This window comes from Acinetobacter sp. 1130196, from assembly GCF_000588095.1.
GTDB classification, from domain to species: domain Bacteria; phylum Pseudomonadota; class Gammaproteobacteria; order Pseudomonadales; family Moraxellaceae; genus Acinetobacter; species Acinetobacter nosocomialis.
Map to the genome: position 1 here is coordinate 44,270 of NZ_JFWX01000005.1, position 18,534 is coordinate 62,803.

An 18,534-nucleotide genomic window follows, 5' to 3' on the forward strand; every position below is an offset into this window, starting at 1 on the left:
TACTCTTATTTCAATGCCAAAATTTTTCGAGCACCGTTAAGTACGAAAAGTGAAACAATTATTCCTATAACAAGATCTGGATATGCGGAACCTGTCAAAGCAACTAGTATCCCTGCACAAATCACACCAAAATTGACTATGATATCATTGGATAAAAAGACCCAACTAGCCTTCATGTGTGCACCATCATTTTTTTGATGAGACATTAGGTATATACAATAAAAATTGGCAATTAGCGCTAAAGCAGCAATTCCAATCATCAAGAAAGACTCTGGCTCACTACCATAAATGAACCGACGCACAACATCTACAATTACAGAAGTAGCGAGAATTAACTGTAACCAGCCTGAAAGATGCGCTGCTTTTAATTGTTTTTTTACACTTTTACCAACAACAAACAGTGCTATACCAAACACTGTGGCATCAGCAAGCATATCCAATGAGTCAGCAATCAAGCCTGTAGAGGCAGCTACCAAACCACTGATAAACTCTATAAAGAATAATAGGAGATTAATCGCTAAAAGAATTTTTAAAACTTTTGCTTGTTCAGACGTATCTGCTTTTTCAGGCATTTCACCCACAGAGGCAGCGGTACTTTCAAGTTTGGCTCCAAAACCAAGTGCTTCAAGTTTGCTAGTAATTTCATTAAGACCATCATTATGAAAAACTTTTAATTTCCGATTAGGTAAATCAAATATTAGTCCTTTGACCTCACTCACTGGAGACAATGCCATACGAACCATTTGCTCCTCAGCAGAGCAATCCATTTTCGGAATCAGAAACGTACTGATTTCTTTTGCATGCTCTTTATTTACATAGGCTTCAGTTTTATTTAATTTAGCGCCAAACCCAAGAGCTTCAAGTTTTGCAGTGATTTCATTACTTTCACCATTATGCATAACTTTTAGGTTTCGATTCGGCAAATCAAAAACTAGCCTCTTAACATTTACCAAAGAAGATAAAGTCATCCGAACCATTTGTTCCTCTGCGGAACAATCCATTTTAGGGATTTTATAGTCACTGATGAAAGTCGCTACACCCTCATTATCACTGATTATCTCAGGTGAACTTATTGAATCTGGGGTGCAACATGAGTTTGACTGCGTAGAACATGGCTGAGTACTAGCACAAGAATCTTTTTCATCTGGCTTAGATTGTTGTGGTACTTCATTACCACAACAAGAGCTTTTACTTTCTTCAGCAGTTAAATCTTTACTGTTACCAGAATTTGTTTCTGATTCATTTTGATTTTGCTTAGTGTCTTCACAAGAACTTTCTTTATTACAACCGCAACCACTCATTGATGTGCCCATAGTCATATCTTTACTTATTGCATATTAAAATCTCTATAGCTACTATAGAGTCAAGTTGGATTTTGAGTATTTCTAATGTTTATGAAGATAGGAGAGCTCTCTGAGAAAACGTCGTGCTCAGTACTGACAATACGGTTTTATGAAAAAGAAGGTTTAATCCCGCAACCTGATCGAACTCAAGGTAACTATAGACTATATACTGAAGATTACATTGATCGGTTGAAATTCATTGTGAATTGTCGTTCTTTGAATATGAACTTAATTGAAATCAAAAAATTACTAAATTATAAGGATCTGCCTAATCTAAATTGTTCTGATGTGAATGAGCTTATCGATTCACATATTAACGATGTAGAGGAAAATATTCGGAAGCAGCAGAAACTCATACAGCAGCTATTAGAAATAAGAAAGACTTGTGATGGGTTATGTACAGTGGACAAATGTGGTGTACTGAAGAAGTTAGCCTGAATAAAAAGTTAGTGATCACATTTGTTTCTCAAACTTACTGATACGTATATTGGCTTATTTAATATTATTGCTAAATTCTTAATCTAAAATGAATTGTTTACAGCAGTTTTTCAAATTTAACTAGCTTATTTAATGGATTGTATTTTGCAGACCATCATATATGAAGTTGCATATATATGCTAATTCATATATAAAGATATTAATATATTAGAGGTCCCAGTTTCATGACAACTTCATTAGATGTAAAGATTTATCACAATCCTGCTTGTGGCACCTCTCGGAATACTTTGGCTTTGATTCGCAATACAGGAATTGAACCAACCGTTATTGAATATCTCATTACACCACCTAGTCATGACGAATTAGTTAAATTGATTCAGGATGCAAACTTAACAGTAAGAGAGGCTATTCGTCAGAATGTAGATCCTTATCGGGATTTACAGCTTGATCGTAGTGATTTGAGTGATGAACAACTACTCAGTTTTATGCTTGAACATCCTATTTTGATTAATCGACCATTTGTTGTTACTGAATTAGGTACTCGCTTAAGTCGTCCTTCAGAAGTTGTCTTGGATATTCTGCCATTACCACAAAAAGGTGCTTTCACTAAAGAAGATGGTGAACAAGTGATCGACGAAAATGGTCAGAGAGTAAATTAAAAAATTTAGTTCTTGTATGTGATTATCTGCATATCCAAATTTATAGGTAGCAAAGATGGATCAAGTTAATTTTTTTAAATGCTTATCAGATGAAACCCGTCTCAATATTGTCACTTTAATTGCTGAGAATAAAGAACTCTGTGTTTGTGATCTGACAGAAAAGCTACAACTGAGTCAACCAAAGATTTCTAGGCATTTAGCTTTATTACGCTCTTCTGGTCTCTTACAAGACAGACGACAAAGCCAATGGGTGTACTACAGCATTAATCAACAACTTCCAGCATGGTGTTTTGAAATTCTAGATACTTTAAAAAAAACATCATCTAGTCAAGTTGTAAGCAATACCAACACGCTTTCTATAAATAGTTATTGTGAGTAATAGATTATGAAATTCCTTTTTTTGTGTACTGGAAATAGTTGTCGTAGCATTTTGTCTGAAGTGCTTTTTAACAGTCGTGCTCCTCATGACTGGAAAGCATACAGTGCAGGTAGTAAGCCATCAGGACAGGTGCATCCATTGACTATTGAAACTTTGGAAAACCTTGGTCTTTCAACAGAAGGTTTATGGAGTAAAACCATTGATGACTGTGAGCAATATAAACCTGATGTAGTGATTACTGTGTGTGATTCAGCAGCTCAAGAAGTTTGTCCTCTTTATTTGGGGGGAGCGATCAAGGCACATTGGGGCTTGGCTGATCCATCACATTTAGACTTGCCTAAAGAGGAAAAATTAAAAGCTTTCCAAGTGACAGTAGACCATATCAACCGTCGTTTAGATGCTTTATTTGCACTTGATACAGCAAATATGTCTCGTCCTGAATTAATTGCTGCAATCAATCACATATCAGATATTGAATGAGAAAATCATGGCTCAACAAAGACTGTCATTTTTAGATCGTAACCTGACGCTATGGATTTTCATTGCGATGGGGTTGGGGATTGCGATAGGTGTCTTCTTACCTCAAGCTTCCGTTACTTTAGACAAAATGAGTGTGGATTCTGTCAATATTCCAATTGCGATTGGTTTGATTCTGATGATGTATCCACCGTTAGCCAAAGTGGACTATGCAGCTCTACCACAAGTATTTAAAGACAAAAGAACATTAACTTTGTCTTTAGTACAGAACTGGATTATTGCTCCTGTATTAATGTTTGCATTAGCAATTATTTTTTTGCATAGCTATCCAGAGTATATGACTGGACTAATCCTGATCGGATTAGCTCGTTGTATTGCAATGGTTTTAGTTTGGAATGGTTTAGCCTGCGGCGATAACCAATATGTAGCAGCATTGGTTGCATTCAATAGTATCTTTCAGATTTTGTTCTTTAGTACTTATGCTTGGTTATTTCTTACCTTCTTACCACCTTATTTTGGTATTGCTGGGCAAGTAATCAATGTGGATTTTTGGACGATTACCCACGCGGTATTAATTTACTTGGGTATTCCTTTTTTTCTTGGTTTCTTGACCCGTTTGATCTTAGTCAACGCCAAAGGCTTAGAGTGGTACCAAAATGTCTTTTTACCGAAGATCAGTCCATTAAGTCTATTGGCATTACTGTTTACTATTGTTGCTATGTTTAGTCTCAAAGGTGGAGATGTAGTGAGTCTGCCTTTGGATGTAATTCGAATTGCGATTCCATTAACAATTTACTTTATCGTAATGTTCTTCATTAGTTTCTTTATGAGTAAGTGGATGGGTAATGACTACCCAAAAACTACAGCAATTTCATTTACTGCTGCGGGTAATAATTTTGAGTTAGCACTGGCTGTAGCCATTGCAACCTTTGGTTTAGCATCGCCTGTGGCATTTACTACAGTCATTGGGCCATTAGTTGAAGTACCAGTTTTGATTGCTTTGGTCAGTGTCTCTTTATGGCTAAGAAAAAAGTATTTTGAATCGGTGTAAATCTATGAATCTCCCAAATGTTGATATGAATCTTCTTGATCGACCTACTTTAGAGAAAGTTCAAGCTAAAGCACTGGATCATGCACCACGCATCTTATTGTTATATGGCTCGAATCGTGAACGTTCTTATAGTCGTTTAGCGGTGATGGAAGCAGGACGAATCTTGGAGGAGTTTGGTGCTGAGGTGAAAATCTTTCATCCGAAAGGATTGCCTTTGCCAGAAGATGCCGATACTGAACATCCAAAAGTAAAAGAATTGCATGAACTTTTGGCTTGGTCAGAGGGTATGGTTTGGTGTTCACCTGAGCGTCATGGTTCTATGAGTTCTATTTTTAAATCCCAAATCGACTGGATTCCTTTGGCTGGTGGTGCAATACGTGCGACGCAAGGTAAAACTTTAGCACTTATGCAAGTTAGTGGTGGTTCACAATCTTTTAATAGCGTTAACCAGATGCGTATTTTGGGGCGCTGGATGCGGATGATTACAATCCCGAATCAATCTTCAATTCCTAAAGCCTTTTTAGAGTTTGAAGAAGATGGACGTATGAAAGCATCTTCTTATTACGATCGTATAGTAGATGTGATGGAAGAACTCTATAAGTTTACATTACTTACGCGTGGACAAAGCCTGTATCTAACTGATCGATATTCTGAGCGTAAAGAATCTGCTGAAGAATTATCTAAACGTGTTAACCAGCGTAGTCTGTAACACATTGGAGAGAACTAAATGCAAAGTAGACATTCACGTCTGATAATTCTCGGTTCTGGCCCTGCGGGCTATAGTGCAGCTGTCTATGCAGCGCGTGCAAACCTTAAACCTACTTTAATTGCGGGTTTACAACTAGGTGGGCAACTTACAACAACAACCGAAGTTGACAACTGGCCGGGCGATCCTGAAGGTTTAACTGGTCCTGCATTAATGGATCGTATGCAAGCACATGCTGAACGCTTTGGTACAGAACTCGTCTATGACCATATTAACGAAGTGGACTTAAACGTACGTCCTTTTGTTCTAAAAGGTGATATGGAAGAGTACACATGTGATGCTTTGATTATTGCAACTGGTGCTACAGCTCAATATCTTGGCCTAGAGTCTGAACAAAACTTTATGGGACAAGGCGTAAGCGCATGTGCAACATGTGATGGTTTCTTCTACAAAAACCAAAAAGTAATGGTTGTAGGTGGTGGTAACACTGCTGTTGAAGAAGCGCTTTATTTATCAAATATTGCTTCACATGTAACGCTAGTACACCGCCGTGATAGCTTACGTTCTGAAAAGATTTTGCAAGATCATTTATTTGCTAAAGAAAAAGAAGGCAAAATCAGCATTATCTGGAATCACGAAGTTGAAGAAGTATTGGGTGACAATACTGGTGTAACAAGTGTTCGCCTTAAATCAACTCAAGATGAGTCTAAGCAAGACGTAGAGGTTCATGGTCTATTCGTTGCAATTGGCCACAAACCAAATACTGGAATGTTTGATGGTCAATTAAACTTACGTGATGGCTATATCCAAGTACAAAGCGGTACTTCTGGTAATGCAACAGCAACTTCTGTAGCTGGTGTTTTTGCTGCTGGTGACGTCGCTGACAGCATTTATCGTCAAGCGATTACTTCAGCTGGGTCAGGCTGTATGGCTGCTCTAGATGCTGAAAAATATCTAGATCAATTGAACGATTGAAAAGCTAATTCAATCACTTGAAAGTTTTAAGAAATAAGCCCAGTCTGTTAAACAGGCTGGGCTTTTGATTTTGTTTATGACAATAAAGAAGAGGGAGAGATAATTTGTCTCAATTACAAGCTGAAGTAGATGTAGTCATTATTGGTGGTGGACAAGCAGCTCTTGCTACAGCCTATTTTTTAAAACGTAAGAAAATTCCATTTGTGATTTTAGATGACCAAAATCAGGCAGGTGGTGCATGGTTACATGCTTGGGAGTCTTTACGTCTTTTTTCTCCAAATACTTGGAGTTCGTTGTCGGGCTGGATGATGCCAAAAACTGAACAAACTTATCCAACGCGGAATGAGGTGATTCAATACTTATCTGCATACGAACAACGCTATCAATTTCCTGTCATTCGACCTATACATGTTGATCATATTGAGAAAAAAAATGACTGCTTAGATGTATATGCGGGTGATAAATATTGGCGAGCAAAGGCCGTTGTCAGTGCTACAGGTACATGGAGTCAGCCTTATATTCCACATTACGAAGGATTAGAAAGATTTAAAGGAATACAAACCCATTCAGCACATTATGTTAATCCAGAACCTTTTATTAATAAAAAGGTTCTAGTGATAGGAGGAGGTAACTCTGGTGCTCAAATTCTTGCTGAAGTTTCAGAAGTTGCAGACACTATTTGGATCACAGTAAATCCTCCTCAATTTTTATCGGATGATGTTGATGGGCGTGTTTTATTCCTTCGAGCAACAGAACGTTTGAAGGCACAACAGGAGGGACGAATAGTTGATCAACCCATTGGTGGTCTAGGGGATATTGTCATGATTGATAGTGTCAAAGATGCACGTGAACGTGGGGTATTACATAGCAGAGAACCCTTTAAAGCATTTAAAGAATATTCGGTTGTTTGGGAGGATGGTTCAACACAATTGGTTGATGCTGTGATTTGGTGTACAGGCTTCAAAGCATCCCTAAATCACTTAAGGAGTCTAGGAGTGATAGAACCTAATCAGACTGTTGCTGTCAATGATGGGCGTTCAATAAAAATAAACAACCTTTGGCTAGTTGGTTATGGTGAATGGACAGGCATGGCATCGGCAACATTAATTGGGGTTTCTAGAACAGCCAAAGCAGTAGTCGATGAAATAGCTGTTTACTTAGCTATAGATTAAAAATTCTTAAATAAAGGATGGCTAAAGATATAGAAGGTTTATATATTTTTTATATCAAACACTTATATTTTTTTTTGGTGGTATTGGTTCTAATTTAGTTAGTGATCAATAACTGGAAAATTTTAACTAGACTCTAGTTGCTTAATATAATTCCCAATAAAACTAGTCTACTGTTTATATACTCTTTCATGAGTAAGGAGGTATCTGAGTACTACAAAAGTTGTTATTACTCAGATACCGACAGATTTAATTGAGCTAATTACACTGTAAGCAGAACCAATTACAGAGATGAAATCATGAAGTCTATAGATGAAATAAAAGCTCAAGAGGTATGTGTAGCTATTCTATTAGATAAAAAAGCTACTAATACGCAAGCCAAGATACTTCCTAGTGAAAATATAATCATTGATAGGTTACTTGAGCGTAAAGTTGAGTTACAACATGCTTATAGTGAGTTGTATTCAAAACTAGGGAAATATCATCAAGCCCTCACAAATTTTTTAGATTTGTTAGTAGAAATTACTTCAATGCATAGTCCAGAGGAAGTAATAAAGTCTAGAGCTGCTCAGAAAAAATTGAATGAGATTAATCAGCAAATTTCTATTAAAGCTCATGAATTAGCAGCTCTCCTAGAAACTAGATCCGAGTTAATAAATACTTCTGGCTTTATGACAGATACCCATTATCACATTGGTAATGTAATTCGTGAAGCATCTCAGAATAATCCGTATTTTAGAACATCTTTGCTAGATAAATTAAAGCAACTCCAAGGTCGGTTTGATCTTAAATATTGGCCTCGGTTAGATGATGTAATGAAAGTTATCGCTGAAGATGCAAGAATGGCCGTACCTATTGCTATTGATTCTATTACTGAAGTGGCAACAAGAGGTGAGAGAGCTTCCTTAGTTGATTATTTTAGAGCTTTATTTGAAGCTATTGAATGTAATCGTCAGAAAGAATATGGTTTCTTACCTAATGACTTTAAGTTAACAGATAATACAATTGCTACTTTAGCTAATTGCGCCTTAGCTTTAGAGCCAAAAGAAATGATTGATGGCCTATATGTGAAAAATTTTAGAAGTCGTGAACGCAAACGCATAGGTAGTGACTCCTAATTTTAAATATGTGGACAAGTCTGGATTTGTCCACATACATAAAACAATCTATAGACTACCTATCCCTATAACAGAAAGTATTTTTACTGTTATTTATTATTTAAGATCATTAGAGGTTAGTCAGACTGTAATTCTGTTAGAAAGACCGTGACTAAATTAGGTTTTGAATGAAGGAATTATGGGCAGCTTATGTCAATTCAATATCTAACATATCAAACTTTAAATATTGATTTATTTAATTAAATTTATTCTTTTATTTCAAAAAAATCTAACAAAGACCATATCACTGATAAATATTTAAGCAATTAAAGTAGTTCTCAATAATTAGTTTATGATAATTACCAAAATGGGAATTGAGTTGTATTTTGAAATGGTGTAATTTATTCCCAAATTGGGAATATTTTTAAATGAAGCTTTTAGGTCTTGAAAAAATAACAGTGATTGAGTGTGAGTTTGCTAAAAAATGGCTCATAAGTTGGATCTCTGAAATACGTGATGCTCATTGGCGGGGCGCGGAAGATATTCTGAAACAATTTCCAAAAGTATCTATTTTGGAAAATCAATGTTTCGAATTTTCGATACATAACTCTAAATGGGTTATTTGTCTACAAATCGCGTTTTCTCAAAGAATAGCGATTATTAAAGCTGTAAACATTAAAGGTGCTAACAATGGAATTTAAAGTTATTCGTACAAGAGAGCAGTATCAAGCTTATCTTGACGAAGTGCATTCTTTAATTATGCTAAATCCGGCTATAGGAAGTCCTGAGAGTGATCGGTTGGAATTATTATCGGTTTTAATAGAAGATTATGAAAATAAACAATATCCGATAGAGGCGCCTGATCCTATTGATGCAATTCTATTTAGGATGCATGAGAAAGGGTTAAAACAAGCTGATTTGGCCCCATATTTTGGTACTACTAGTAGAGTTTCTGAAGTTCTTAATCGAAAAAGAGCTTTAACCGTAGATATGATCCGAGCATTATCTGTAGGGTTGGGACTGTCGGTAGAGACATTAATTGGTTTATCAAATTCAAAGAATACATTAGATAAAAATAATATTGATTGGTCTAAATTTCCTGTTAAAGAGATGAAAAATAGGGGGTGGTTAAAAACATTTCTTGCTGATACGGCAGCATCAACTGAGAGTATTATCCAAAAATATATTGCTCAATCAGGGTTACAAATCGGCTCAGCTTCTTTTAAACGAAAGTTGTCTGGTGATGCCCAAACACCTAATACGATGTATGCACTGTATGCGTGGCTAGCTAGAGTCATTCTCCAAGCTAGAGATAAGAAAGATAGTCTAGGAAAATATGACCCTAATTTAATAAATAGTAATTTTTTAAGAGAGTTAGCTCAATTAAGCTGGTTTGAGCATGGGCCAATATTAGCAATTGAATACTTAGAAAAGCATGGAATTGCTGTAGTCATTGAGCCTCATCTTAAGGGTACGCATCTTGATGGAGCGGCATTGAAGGACAGTGACGGCACTCCTATTATTGGGCTAAGTTTACGATATGACCGATTGGATAATTTTTGGTTTACGTTACTACATGAATGCGCACATATTTGGAAGCATGTTGATGAAACAGAAGCATTTCTCGATGATTTAGATTCATCAAGTATGGAGGATCGGAGGGAGGCTGAAGCAAATCGATTGGCAAGAGAGGCATTTATACCAAGAGGAGTTTTGAGACGTACAGAGGCATTTATCTCACCAAGTAAAGAATCTATTGAAAAGTTGGCTAAAGAGTTGAGAGTTCATCCAGCAATCATTGCAGGGCGTATTCGAAAAGAGTTGGGAAATTACACCTTATTTTCAGACTTGGTTGGTCAATATCAGGTCAAGGCATTATTAACCAATTCTCATTTATTAAGTGTTGAGGAGTAGAGATGATGAAAATTCCAGAATATGTCCCAATCATGAAAGCGAAGCAAGGTGAATTTGATGCGATAAAACCTATTAGGTCTGAGCAGTTAGAATATCAAATACAGCCAACTTTCCACCCTTTATTTGAAATGCCTAATATTTATAAAGAAGGGGTTTCAAGACTTGTTGATATTAATAGCCGTTGCGAGAAAATAGGGAAATTATGGAGTGGAAATATTGCTTTAGTGGATGGTTATTTTTGGAAACCATCTGAAGCTTTATTGGAGAATGGTGAGCATTTCCTAACCTATACGTATAACAAATTGTTTGCATTAGGAGTAAAGGTAGTTCCTGTAATTGGTTATGACCGTTGGTTTGATCAAATGAGCAGTCTTTATCATCAAACAATGAAAAATTTAAATTATCCAGAGGCTCCTTATTTTTGTATTAGATTAGATGGTGAGGCAATGTATGATATTGATGAACCTGATTTTTTCAAAGAACAACTAGAATCAATTATTTCTGATTTAAAATTAGCAGAAAATAATTGTTCTATATTATTAGATTTTGGGGATGTAAGTGTCAATCGTATAACAATTGAACAGATGCTAAGCAAGTCTAGAGACTTTTTAGAAGTATTAACTGAATATGATTTTAAATACATTTCTATCAGTGGAGCTTCATATCCTTCAAGCGTTGCAGAAGCCATTGAAGATCATGATACGGATGGTCCAGTACTTCGAAAAGAAATGGTTGTATGGCAGACTTTAAGAAACATGTTCCCTAATGTTAAATTGAAGTTTGCAGATCATGGAGCAAGACATCCAGCTCCAGAAAAGCAGATTATTAATCAACATACGAATGGAAAAATTATCTACACTATAGATAAAAATTACTATGTCGTAAGAGGCCATCCATTTTCTAGAGATGGTGGAAGTCATGGGCATAGAAAGCAGCTAGCAATGAGATTAATTAATTCTATCTATTATGAAGATGTAAGCTTTAGTTGGGGAGACAATAAAATCTTTGAATGTGCGCACGGTATTAATAATTTTATAGGAAATCCTACGCAATGGGTTGCAATTGATACGAGCCACCACATTCGGTATGTCTTAGAGGAAATAGGATCTTTTGAGCTAGCTTATCAAAAATAGATCAAATAAAAATCCAGCCATTCATAAATGGGCTGGATTTTTAAATTATTTTTCAGTAATTAAATTTTTACACTAAATTTACACCATGAATTTTATTTTTGTTTCTAAGTTTTTAATAATAAATGATATTTTATTTTAGTTGATCCTATCCATCATTGGGGCAACTGAAATACGAGGTTGTAACGATTGAAGTGATTGCATAATCAATAGACCCAAAAGTCGCTAAATTAAAGAAAGGGCAGCATTATACGGGGTTTAGCTCTGAATCGACAGAGACATTTAATCGCGTAATTTATAACCGCCCTTATGATGAATGTAGAAAGATGATTTTTAACAAATTACCTTATGAGTGAGCCAACTGCTTTTTTTGTAAGAAGGCATCAATCACACTAAATAAAATACAAAACAGAACGAGTCCAACCCCTGCAAGGCAAGTCATGGCCCATCCACCATGATTCCAAGCAAAAATTCCTAATGCCGAACCAGCTGCGCCACCAATAAAGTAAGTGGTCATATAGATGGCATTAATACGGGATTTAGCATCTGGACGTAGACGGAAAATAATACTTTGGTTACTGGTGTGAACGAGCGCGAGTGCTAATTGAATTAACGCAAACCCAATGACATATGTAGAAAGTAGAGTTTGTCCAAAGTAGAAACAAACCCAACTGACTAAGAATAGTCCACAGCCCATCCAAGTAAGTAATTTTGTGTAGCCTTGGTCGGCGTATTTACCAATATAGCGGGTTGATAATGCACCAAAAATACCAACTAGAGGAACGAGTCCAATAAACAGATCGGGTAAATGGTGTGCTGAGGTCAGTAGTAAGGCGATAGTGGAATATAAAGTACTTACTGCTGCAAAGGCGAAAGCACCTGTAAGCGCTCTTAGTAATAGTCGCTTTTCCTGCTTTAAAAGCTGAGCCATGGAAACAAAAATTTGCCCATAGTTCATTTTCATACGCAAGACGTAAGGTAGACGACTTTTTAAAGTAAATGCCAGTAATAGCATTAATACGCCGCTTACCACATAAACGACTTTCCAGTGGAAAAGATTGGAAAATAAACCGGCCAGACTGGTAGAGAGTAAAATCCCGACCAATAAGCCACTCATTAAAAAACCAATAATCTCGCCTGTTTTTTCAGGTTTGACTGTCATAGTAGCTAATGGAATTAATACTTGAGCTGCAACAGAAAATAAGCCCGCTAAAATTGTACCAATCCAGAGCATAGGTAAGTTAACAGCAAAGGCAGAAGTAAATAGACCAACTGCGCAAAGCACCATCAAAAACGGAATAGCTTTGGCTTTATTGACGATGTCACCCATCGGAACAATAAAGAGTAGACCAAGGGCATAAGACACCTGAGCAAATGTCACTGTTAAAGCGGCTTGTGCTTGAGTTACAGCAAACTCTTGCTGAATAGAGTGAATTAGAGGCTGACAGTAATAATTCACACCTGCACATAAGCCACATGCTGCTGCCATCAACCAAAGCAAAGGTTTATTTTGACTGATATCTTCAGGGGTAGACATGATATTCTCTCGGTTTTATTAGGTGTATGCTGTTGCTTCAACTTCAATGAGCATGCGCTCTAATGCAAGGCGTGGTACAGGAATGAGCGTACAGGCTGGAAAAGGATGATTTTTCCATAGATTTTGCATGATTTTAATTAAAATTTGGTGTTTTTCATCTGAGTGGTCAACAATTAAAACCCTTAAAACAGCAATATCTGAGATTTTTGCTTCTGCTGCTGTTAATGCATTTTGAATGTTATTAAAAACTTGAGTGGTTTGTTCTTCAAAATTTGGGCTTAATTCCCCTTTCGAATCTTCACCGCCTTGTCCTGCAATATGAATAATATTTTTAAAATTTTGGACTACAGCAATATGGCTATAAGCATTTGGCGTTGGGTTATATAAAGTAGAGGGATTTATGATTCTAAAAGCTTCTTTATTCATCGGAACTCAACCTTTCAGTAAAATTTAGATGAGTATCCAACCTCAACTTAAGTTGAGGTCAAGAGAATTTAATGTTTTAGTCTTTTCTTTCTAAGCGTAATCATCATTACCCCTACAATATTGAGTAGGCAACCGACCCATTGCCACATATTAAGATGTTCATTTAAGAAAACAACGGCAAGTAAAATAGTTAAAACTGGTCCGATTGAAGCGATCATTGCAGATTGTGATGCACCAAGACGTTCAATACTTTGTATGAGCATAACGGTGGGTAAGACAGTGACTAAAAAGCCTAAGCCGATTCCATACCAAATTACACTTGAGGGGAGCTGTAATATTAGTTGAATAGGGTGAGGAGTACTTAGTGCGTAATGTGTTAATGCCCCAATACAGGCCACAGTTAACGCTAAACCTGTGAAATTCCAAGAACCAAATTTTTTAATTAATGGCGGGGGTAGGAGTAAATAACCAGCAAATGCTACCGCACTTGCAAATACAAAACTTGTACCTAGCCAGAAATTGCCCTGAATTGGTGCGTTGTTATGTTCTTGGAGCATCACTAGCACGGTTCCACCATAACTAAGAAAAATGGCGATTAAACTTTTTATATCTAATTTTTGTTTGTAGAGCAGGCTTGATGCAATCACGGTAAGTGTTGGATATAAAAATAAGATAATTCGCTCTAAAGAAGCACTAATAAACATAAGGCCCATGAAATCAAGCCAGCTGGCAAAGTAGTAGCCTAATAGACCGGCAAAAATTAAAATTAGCCAATCCTTCTTTTTTATGCCCTGATTATGATGCCTATTGAACCAGCAAATTAATAGAAAGAACGGTAAGGCGCTTAGCATACGTAAAGCCATCAGGACTGTACCGTCTACTAATGGAGAAAGGGCATAAGTTTGTTTAATAAAGATTGCTTTTGTGCTGAATAGAAAAGCAGAACAAAGCGCGAAAAAAGACCCAATTTGAAACGAAGATAAAGAAATTTTCATATACAGGACTGTATAAGAGAGACTATTGTCTGCAAAAAAAAGAAAAATCTTCCTATATTACACCTCAAGTCAAATATCGTGAATCATCAGTTCAAAATATGGGTATTTATTAAATAAATAGTGGATGGTATTTTCAAAAAGTTCAATTAGAATCCAAATTCTGTACAAAGAATACACATGGGGGAAACATTGCGGGTTGCAATGTTTTTGACAATGAGAAATTAGCTTGAGGAACGCTCATGCAGATCGGAATCCCAACCGAAACTGTCGTCGGTGAAAATCGTGTAGCTGCTACGCCAGAGACAGTAAAGAAGTTGATTAGCGCTGGTCATAGCGTTGTGATTGAACGTGGTGCTGGTGTAAAGGCTGCGTACATTGACAGTGCTTATGAACAGGTCGGTGCAACCATTACGGATGATGCCTATACGGGTAGTCAAATTATTTTGAAAGTTCGTGCGCCACAAGGCGGGGAAATTCAAAAACTTGCAGCAAATACAGCTGTTGTAGCAATGTTTGATCCTTATCGTAATACCGAGCTAGATCAGTTTGCGAATCAGCAAGTGTCTGCTTTTGCTCTGGAATTGCTTCCTCGTACGCTTTCTCGTGCACAAAACATGGATGTGTTGTCTTCTCAGGCAAACTTGGCTGGTTATAAATCAGTTTTGCTTGCGGCTGCCGAGTATCAACGCATGTTTCCAATGCTGATGACTGCTGCTGGTACTGTAAAACCTGCACGTGTTGTGATTATGGGTGTTGGGGTTGCGGGCCTTCAAGCGATTGCTACAGCAAAACGTTTGGGTGCTGTTGTTGAAGCAACAGATTTACGTCCAACAGCTAAAGATCAAGTTGAGTCTTTAGGTGGTAAGTGGTTAGACGTACCAATGTCTGAAGAAGAACAGCAACGTGCAGCAGACGCAGCAAAAAATGGTTATGGCTGGATGCCGGGTGAGCAATACATCAAAGACCAAGCTGCGATTGTGGATAAAGCTGTGTCGAATGCCGATATCGTGATTACAACAGCATTGTTGCCGGGTCGGGATGCGCCGCGTCTGATTAAAGCTGAAACTGTTGCCAAAATGAAGCCGGGCTCTGTCATTTTAGATATGGCAGTTGAAACGGGTGGTAACGTTGAAGGTTCTAAAGTTGGCGAAACTGTTGTGACTGAAAATGGTGTGAAAATTTTGGGTATTCCAAATATTCCAGCCACTGTTGCGACAGAAGCTTCTGCATTATATGCACGTAACGTTTTCAATTTCGTAGAGACTTTATTCGACAAAGAGAAAAACTTTGCGATTAATCAAGAAGACGAAATCCAAAAAGCCCTATTGGTCACTCATGGCGGTCAAGTGCTGCTTAAGCGTGGTTAAGGAGATTTCTCATGGTTGAAACTATTACAATTTTCGTCCTTGCCATCTTCGTAGGTTATTACGTAGTTTGGGGTGTTACACCAGCTTTACATACGCCACTTATGGCGGTAACTAACGCATTGTCATCAATTATTGTCGTTGGTGCGATGTTGCAAACAGTCGGGCTGCCTGTACTTGGTGTAGATGCAAATGTTGCATTTCAAAGTGTGAATGTTGTAAGCGTACTTGGTGCGATTGCGGTATTTTTGGCAAGCATTAATATTTTCGGCGGCTTCGCAGTAACTGCACGCATGTTGGAAATGTTCAAGCCTAAGCAAAAGAAATAAGAGGGCTTTGACATGGAATTTATTCAAGCAAATGCAAACTGGTTGTACCTTGTAGGCGCAATTCTCTTTATCTTGACGCTTCGCGGTCTATCTGGTCCTAAAACAGCAATTCAAGGTAACCGTTACGGTATGATCGCAATGGCGATTGCAGTTGTAACAACCTTCTTTGTTGCCAACAACCCGGTTATTTGGATGATTGGCGGTGCAATGGTGCTTGGCGCGATTGTGGGTATTGCACGTGCACGTACTGTACCAATGACTCAAATGCCTGAAACTGTTGCACTTATGCACTCATTGGTAGGTTTGGCTGCAGTTTTAATTGCAGTTGCTGCAATTTTACATAACAACCAGCTTACAGCATTGTTTGCTCAAAACGAGGCAGCATTAACAGCGGCTGGCGTGCAACATGCGCACATGAGCAAAGTTCATTTATTTGAATTGTTTGTGGGCTGTTTCGTTGGTGCGATTACCTTCACAGCATCTGTATTTGCTTACGGTAAATTGGCTGCGAAAAAATGGGCTAAAACAATTTCTGGTGCATGGGTTAAACCTGTTCAAGCGCTTATCTTTGTTGCGATGTTGGCTTGTGGTTTCTACTTCTTCACAACTGGTAATATGACTGCTTTCTGGGCAATGACCGCACTTGCACTTGCATTTGGCTGGGTATGGATTGCACCGGTAGGTGGTGGTGACATGCCTGTGGTGGTATCGCTTCTTAACTCGTTCTCTGGTTGGGCAGCAGCAGGTATTGGTTTTACCCTTGAAAACAACATGTTGATTGTTGCGGGTTCGCTTGTAGGTTCATCTGGTGCGATTCTGTCATACATCATGTGTAAAGCAATGAACCGTTCAATCATCAACGTATTGTTTGGTGGTGCAATGGGTGGTGCGGCAGTTTCTACAGCGGCCAAAGGTGAACAAGTTCAACGTAACTACCGTTCAGGTTCTGCTGATGATGCTGGCTTCTTGATGTCAAATGCAGACAGTGTTGTGATTGTACCGGGTTATGGTATGGCGCAAGGTCGTGCACAAAATGCTGTGAAAGAGCTGTGTGAAATTCTAAAAGAGCAAGGTGTTCGTGTTCGTTTCGCAATTCACCCAGTTGCAGGTCGTATGCCTGGTCATATGAACGTATTGCTTGCTGAAGCAGACGTAGCGTATGAAGATATCTTGGAAATGGATGAGATTAACTCTGACTTCCCGGCAACTGACGTAGTACTTGTTATTGGTGCAAACGACGTTGTGAACCCTGCTGCAAAAGATGACCCAGGTTCACCAATTTATGGTATGCCGATTCTTGAAGCACATAAAGCACGTACAATCATGGTGATTAAGCGCTCTATGGCAACAGGTTATGCAGGTCTTGATAATGACTTGTTCTATAACGAAAAAACAATGATGATCTTTGGTGATGCTAAGAAAGTTGTTGAAGACATGACTAAAGCAATTAATGGTACAGGCCACTAAGTTGCTTTGATACAAAAAACCACCTTCGGGTGGTTTTTTGCTTTTTGGGATTTAAAGAAACTTTTCTACTAAGTTCATTGATTGTTGGTAGAGGTCGCGTGCCAGTTGCTGGTTTTTGGCATGTGACGATTTCCAGTCAGGCATATGCGCGCTGACATATTCGCCATTGCGATTTTGCCATGAGTCTCCAATCGCCATTTCTGTAATGAGCTTTGCGGGAACTGACGTTGGAACTAAACCTACTTTCATGGCTGCATAAACTGGTTTGGGTAAGTCGCGATAAATATCGGAGGCAACACCACCAGGGTGTAGTGCATTATTGGTAATTGAACTGTCTGCTAGTCGTTCAGCTAGTGCATTGCTCAAGAGCAAGTTTGCAAGCTTGGATTGTCCATAATAGAACAGGGGGTTGTAAAAACCTTCTGCACGAAATTTATTAGGTTTAATTGAGCCAACCCAGTGAGCAATAGAAGCAAGATGAACAATGCGTGCTTTAGGTGACTGTTTTAAAGCTGGAAGTAACTTTTGAGTAAGTAAGAAATGACCTAAGTAATTAACGCCAAATTGTTGCTCAAAACCATCTGCGGTGAGCTGTTTTGTTTTTGCAAATAGCCCGGCATTATTAATAAGCACATCAAGGCTGCCATATTTATCTGTAATTTCATTAGCAGCTTTTCGCGTTAGCTCAAGGCTATTCAGATCAAGAGAAACAATATCAACTTGTCCTTGGTTGAGTGAGCGTAGTTTATTTTGCGCTTCTTGTGCTTTTTGAGAATTTCGGCATGCCAAAATGACATGTTGCCCTTGTTTTACAAGTTGTTCGGCTGTGGCAAAGCCAATCCCTGTGTTGGCGCCTGTAATGAGTATTTTCACTTTTTAGTGCTCCGGTTATGCTATTTATTGATGAGACTATAAGAGTAGTTATAGTGCTGTAATTCTGACAATTTGTCATGTCAAATTTAAGTGAGATTGATGACTAGCTCCTAAGTGCTGTTAAAGCTTTGATGAGGATATCTGAGGCTATAAAAGATAATTTTTTTAAATAAAATTTTGATTAGTTATATAAACAAAAAGCGGC

20 protein-coding genes are annotated in these 18,534 nt (G+C 37.8%); 15 read left to right on the forward strand and 5 right to left on the reverse strand.

The annotated features are described in order from the left end of the window. Nucleotides 1–5: 5 nt before the first annotated feature. Nucleotides 6–1,313, reverse strand: coding sequence for a cation transporter (locus tag J671_RS08740; RefSeq protein WP_000537300.1), 1,308 nt, complete (start codon nt 1,311–1,313; stop codon nt 6–8). A gap of 75 nt (nt 1,314–1,388) precedes the next feature. Between J671_RS08740 and cadR the strand changes: the two genes are divergently transcribed. From cadR to J671_RS08790, 12 genes are all read left to right on the forward strand, one after another. Next, nucleotides 1,389–1,781 carry a Cd(II)/Pb(II)-responsive transcriptional regulator gene (gene cadR, locus J671_RS0104290; protein WP_031982023.1) on the forward strand — a complete coding sequence of 131 codons (393 nt, stop codon included), beginning with the start codon at nt 1,389–1,391 and terminating at the stop codon, nt 1,779–1,781. A gap of 224 nt (nt 1,782–2,005) precedes the next feature. Then, nucleotides 2,006–2,440 (forward strand): arsenate reductase (glutaredoxin), encoded by a 435-nt coding sequence (arsC, locus tag J671_RS08745; RefSeq protein ID WP_000213577.1) that lies wholly within the window; start codon nt 2,006–2,008, stop codon nt 2,438–2,440. Nucleotides 2,441–2,495: 55 nt separating this feature from the next. Then, the gene (locus J671_RS08750) at nt 2,496–2,819 is read left to right on the forward strand and encodes a metalloregulator ArsR/SmtB family transcription factor (protein ID WP_000373080.1); all 324 of its coding nucleotides are present in this window, start codon (nt 2,496–2,498) and stop codon (nt 2,817–2,819) included. Nucleotides 2,820–2,825: 6 nt separating this feature from the next. Further along, nucleotides 2,826–3,299: an arsenate reductase ArsC gene (locus J671_RS0104295; RefSeq protein ID WP_031982024.1), complete on the forward strand. Its 474-nt coding sequence runs from the start codon at nt 2,826–2,828 to the stop codon at nt 3,297–3,299. 7 nt (nt 3,300–3,306) lie between these two features. After that, nucleotides 3,307–4,347: an ACR3 family arsenite efflux transporter gene (gene arsB, locus J671_RS08755; RefSeq protein WP_000068658.1), complete on the forward strand. Its 1,041-nt coding sequence runs from the start codon at nt 3,307–3,309 to the stop codon at nt 4,345–4,347. Between the two features lie 4 nt (nt 4,348–4,351). Then, on the forward strand, nt 4,352–5,056 hold the full coding sequence (arsH, locus tag J671_RS08760; RefSeq protein WP_001052988.1) for an arsenical resistance protein ArsH: 705 nt from the start codon (nt 4,352–4,354) through the stop codon (nt 5,054–5,056). Nucleotides 5,057–5,074: 18 nt separating this feature from the next. Beyond that, complete coding sequence (gene trxB / locus J671_RS08765; protein ID WP_001191832.1) at nt 5,075–6,028, forward strand: thioredoxin-disulfide reductase; 954 nt, start codon at nt 5,075–5,077, stop codon at nt 6,026–6,028. Nucleotides 6,029–6,132: 104 nt separating this feature from the next. Further along, entirely contained in the window at nt 6,133–7,200 is a 1,068-nt protein-coding gene (locus J671_RS08770) for an ArsO family NAD(P)H-dependent flavin-containing monooxygenase (RefSeq protein ID WP_000080827.1), read from the forward strand. 296 nt (nt 7,201–7,496) lie between these two features. Beyond that, nucleotides 7,497–8,315 carry a hypothetical protein gene (locus J671_RS08775; protein WP_000835370.1) on the forward strand — a complete coding sequence of 273 codons (819 nt, stop codon included), beginning with the start codon at nt 7,497–7,499 and terminating at the stop codon, nt 8,313–8,315. 407 nt (nt 8,316–8,722) lie between these two features. Next, complete coding sequence (locus J671_RS08780) at nt 8,723–8,995, forward strand: type II toxin-antitoxin system HigB family toxin (RefSeq protein ID WP_000770669.1); 273 nt, start codon at nt 8,723–8,725, stop codon at nt 8,993–8,995. Next, nucleotides 8,985–10,208, forward strand: a complete 1,224-nt coding sequence (locus tag J671_RS08785; protein ID WP_000394712.1) for an ImmA/IrrE family metallo-endopeptidase — start codon at nt 8,985–8,987, stop codon at nt 10,206–10,208. Before J671_RS08780 ends, J671_RS08785 begins: the two co-directional genes overlap by 11 nt. Nucleotides 10,209–10,210: 2 nt before the next feature. Next, nucleotides 10,211–11,341 (forward strand): beta family protein, encoded by a 1,131-nt coding sequence (locus J671_RS08790; RefSeq protein WP_000975797.1) that lies wholly within the window; start codon nt 10,211–10,213, stop codon nt 11,339–11,341. Nucleotides 11,342–11,684: 343 nt separating this feature from the next. Here J671_RS08790 and J671_RS08795 read toward each other — a convergent pair whose 3' ends face one another. The 3 genes from J671_RS08795 to J671_RS08805 form a co-directional block, all read right to left on the reverse strand. Beyond that, nucleotides 11,685–12,875: an MFS transporter gene (locus J671_RS08795; protein ID WP_004710591.1), complete on the reverse strand. Its 1,191-nt coding sequence runs from the start codon at nt 12,873–12,875 to the stop codon at nt 11,685–11,687. Nucleotides 12,876–12,893: 18 nt separating this feature from the next. Then, nucleotides 12,894–13,301, reverse strand: coding sequence for a RidA family protein (locus J671_RS08800; RefSeq protein ID WP_031982026.1), 408 nt, complete (start codon nt 13,299–13,301; stop codon nt 12,894–12,896). Between the two features lie 68 nt (nt 13,302–13,369). Next, nucleotides 13,370–14,296, reverse strand: a complete 927-nt coding sequence (locus J671_RS08805; RefSeq protein ID WP_031982027.1) for a DMT family transporter — start codon at nt 14,294–14,296, stop codon at nt 13,370–13,372. 239 nt (nt 14,297–14,535) lie between these two features. Between J671_RS08805 and J671_RS08810 the strand changes: the two genes are divergently transcribed. From J671_RS08810 to J671_RS08820, 3 genes are read left to right on the forward strand one after another with little or no spacing between them, the layout of a single operon-like run. Further along, the gene (locus J671_RS08810) at nt 14,536–15,663 is read left to right on the forward strand and encodes a Re/Si-specific NAD(P)(+) transhydrogenase subunit alpha (RefSeq protein WP_004883185.1); all 1,128 of its coding nucleotides are present in this window, start codon (nt 14,536–14,538) and stop codon (nt 15,661–15,663) included. Between the two features lie 11 nt (nt 15,664–15,674). Then, complete coding sequence (locus J671_RS08815; RefSeq protein ID WP_000230434.1) at nt 15,675–15,989, forward strand: proton-translocating transhydrogenase family protein; 315 nt, start codon at nt 15,675–15,677, stop codon at nt 15,987–15,989. A 12-nt stretch (nt 15,990–16,001) separates the two neighbouring features. After that, nucleotides 16,002–17,456, forward strand: coding sequence for an NAD(P)(+) transhydrogenase (Re/Si-specific) subunit beta (locus tag J671_RS08820; protein ID WP_000394402.1), 1,455 nt, complete (start codon nt 16,002–16,004; stop codon nt 17,454–17,456). A gap of 51 nt (nt 17,457–17,507) precedes the next feature. Here the strand turns inward: J671_RS08820 and J671_RS08825 are convergent, their stop codons facing one another. Further along, nucleotides 17,508–18,329 carry an SDR family NAD(P)-dependent oxidoreductase gene (locus J671_RS08825; RefSeq protein ID WP_031982028.1) on the reverse strand — a complete coding sequence of 274 codons (822 nt, stop codon included), beginning with the start codon at nt 18,327–18,329 and terminating at the stop codon, nt 17,508–17,510. Nucleotides 18,330–18,534: the final 205 nt, after the last annotated feature.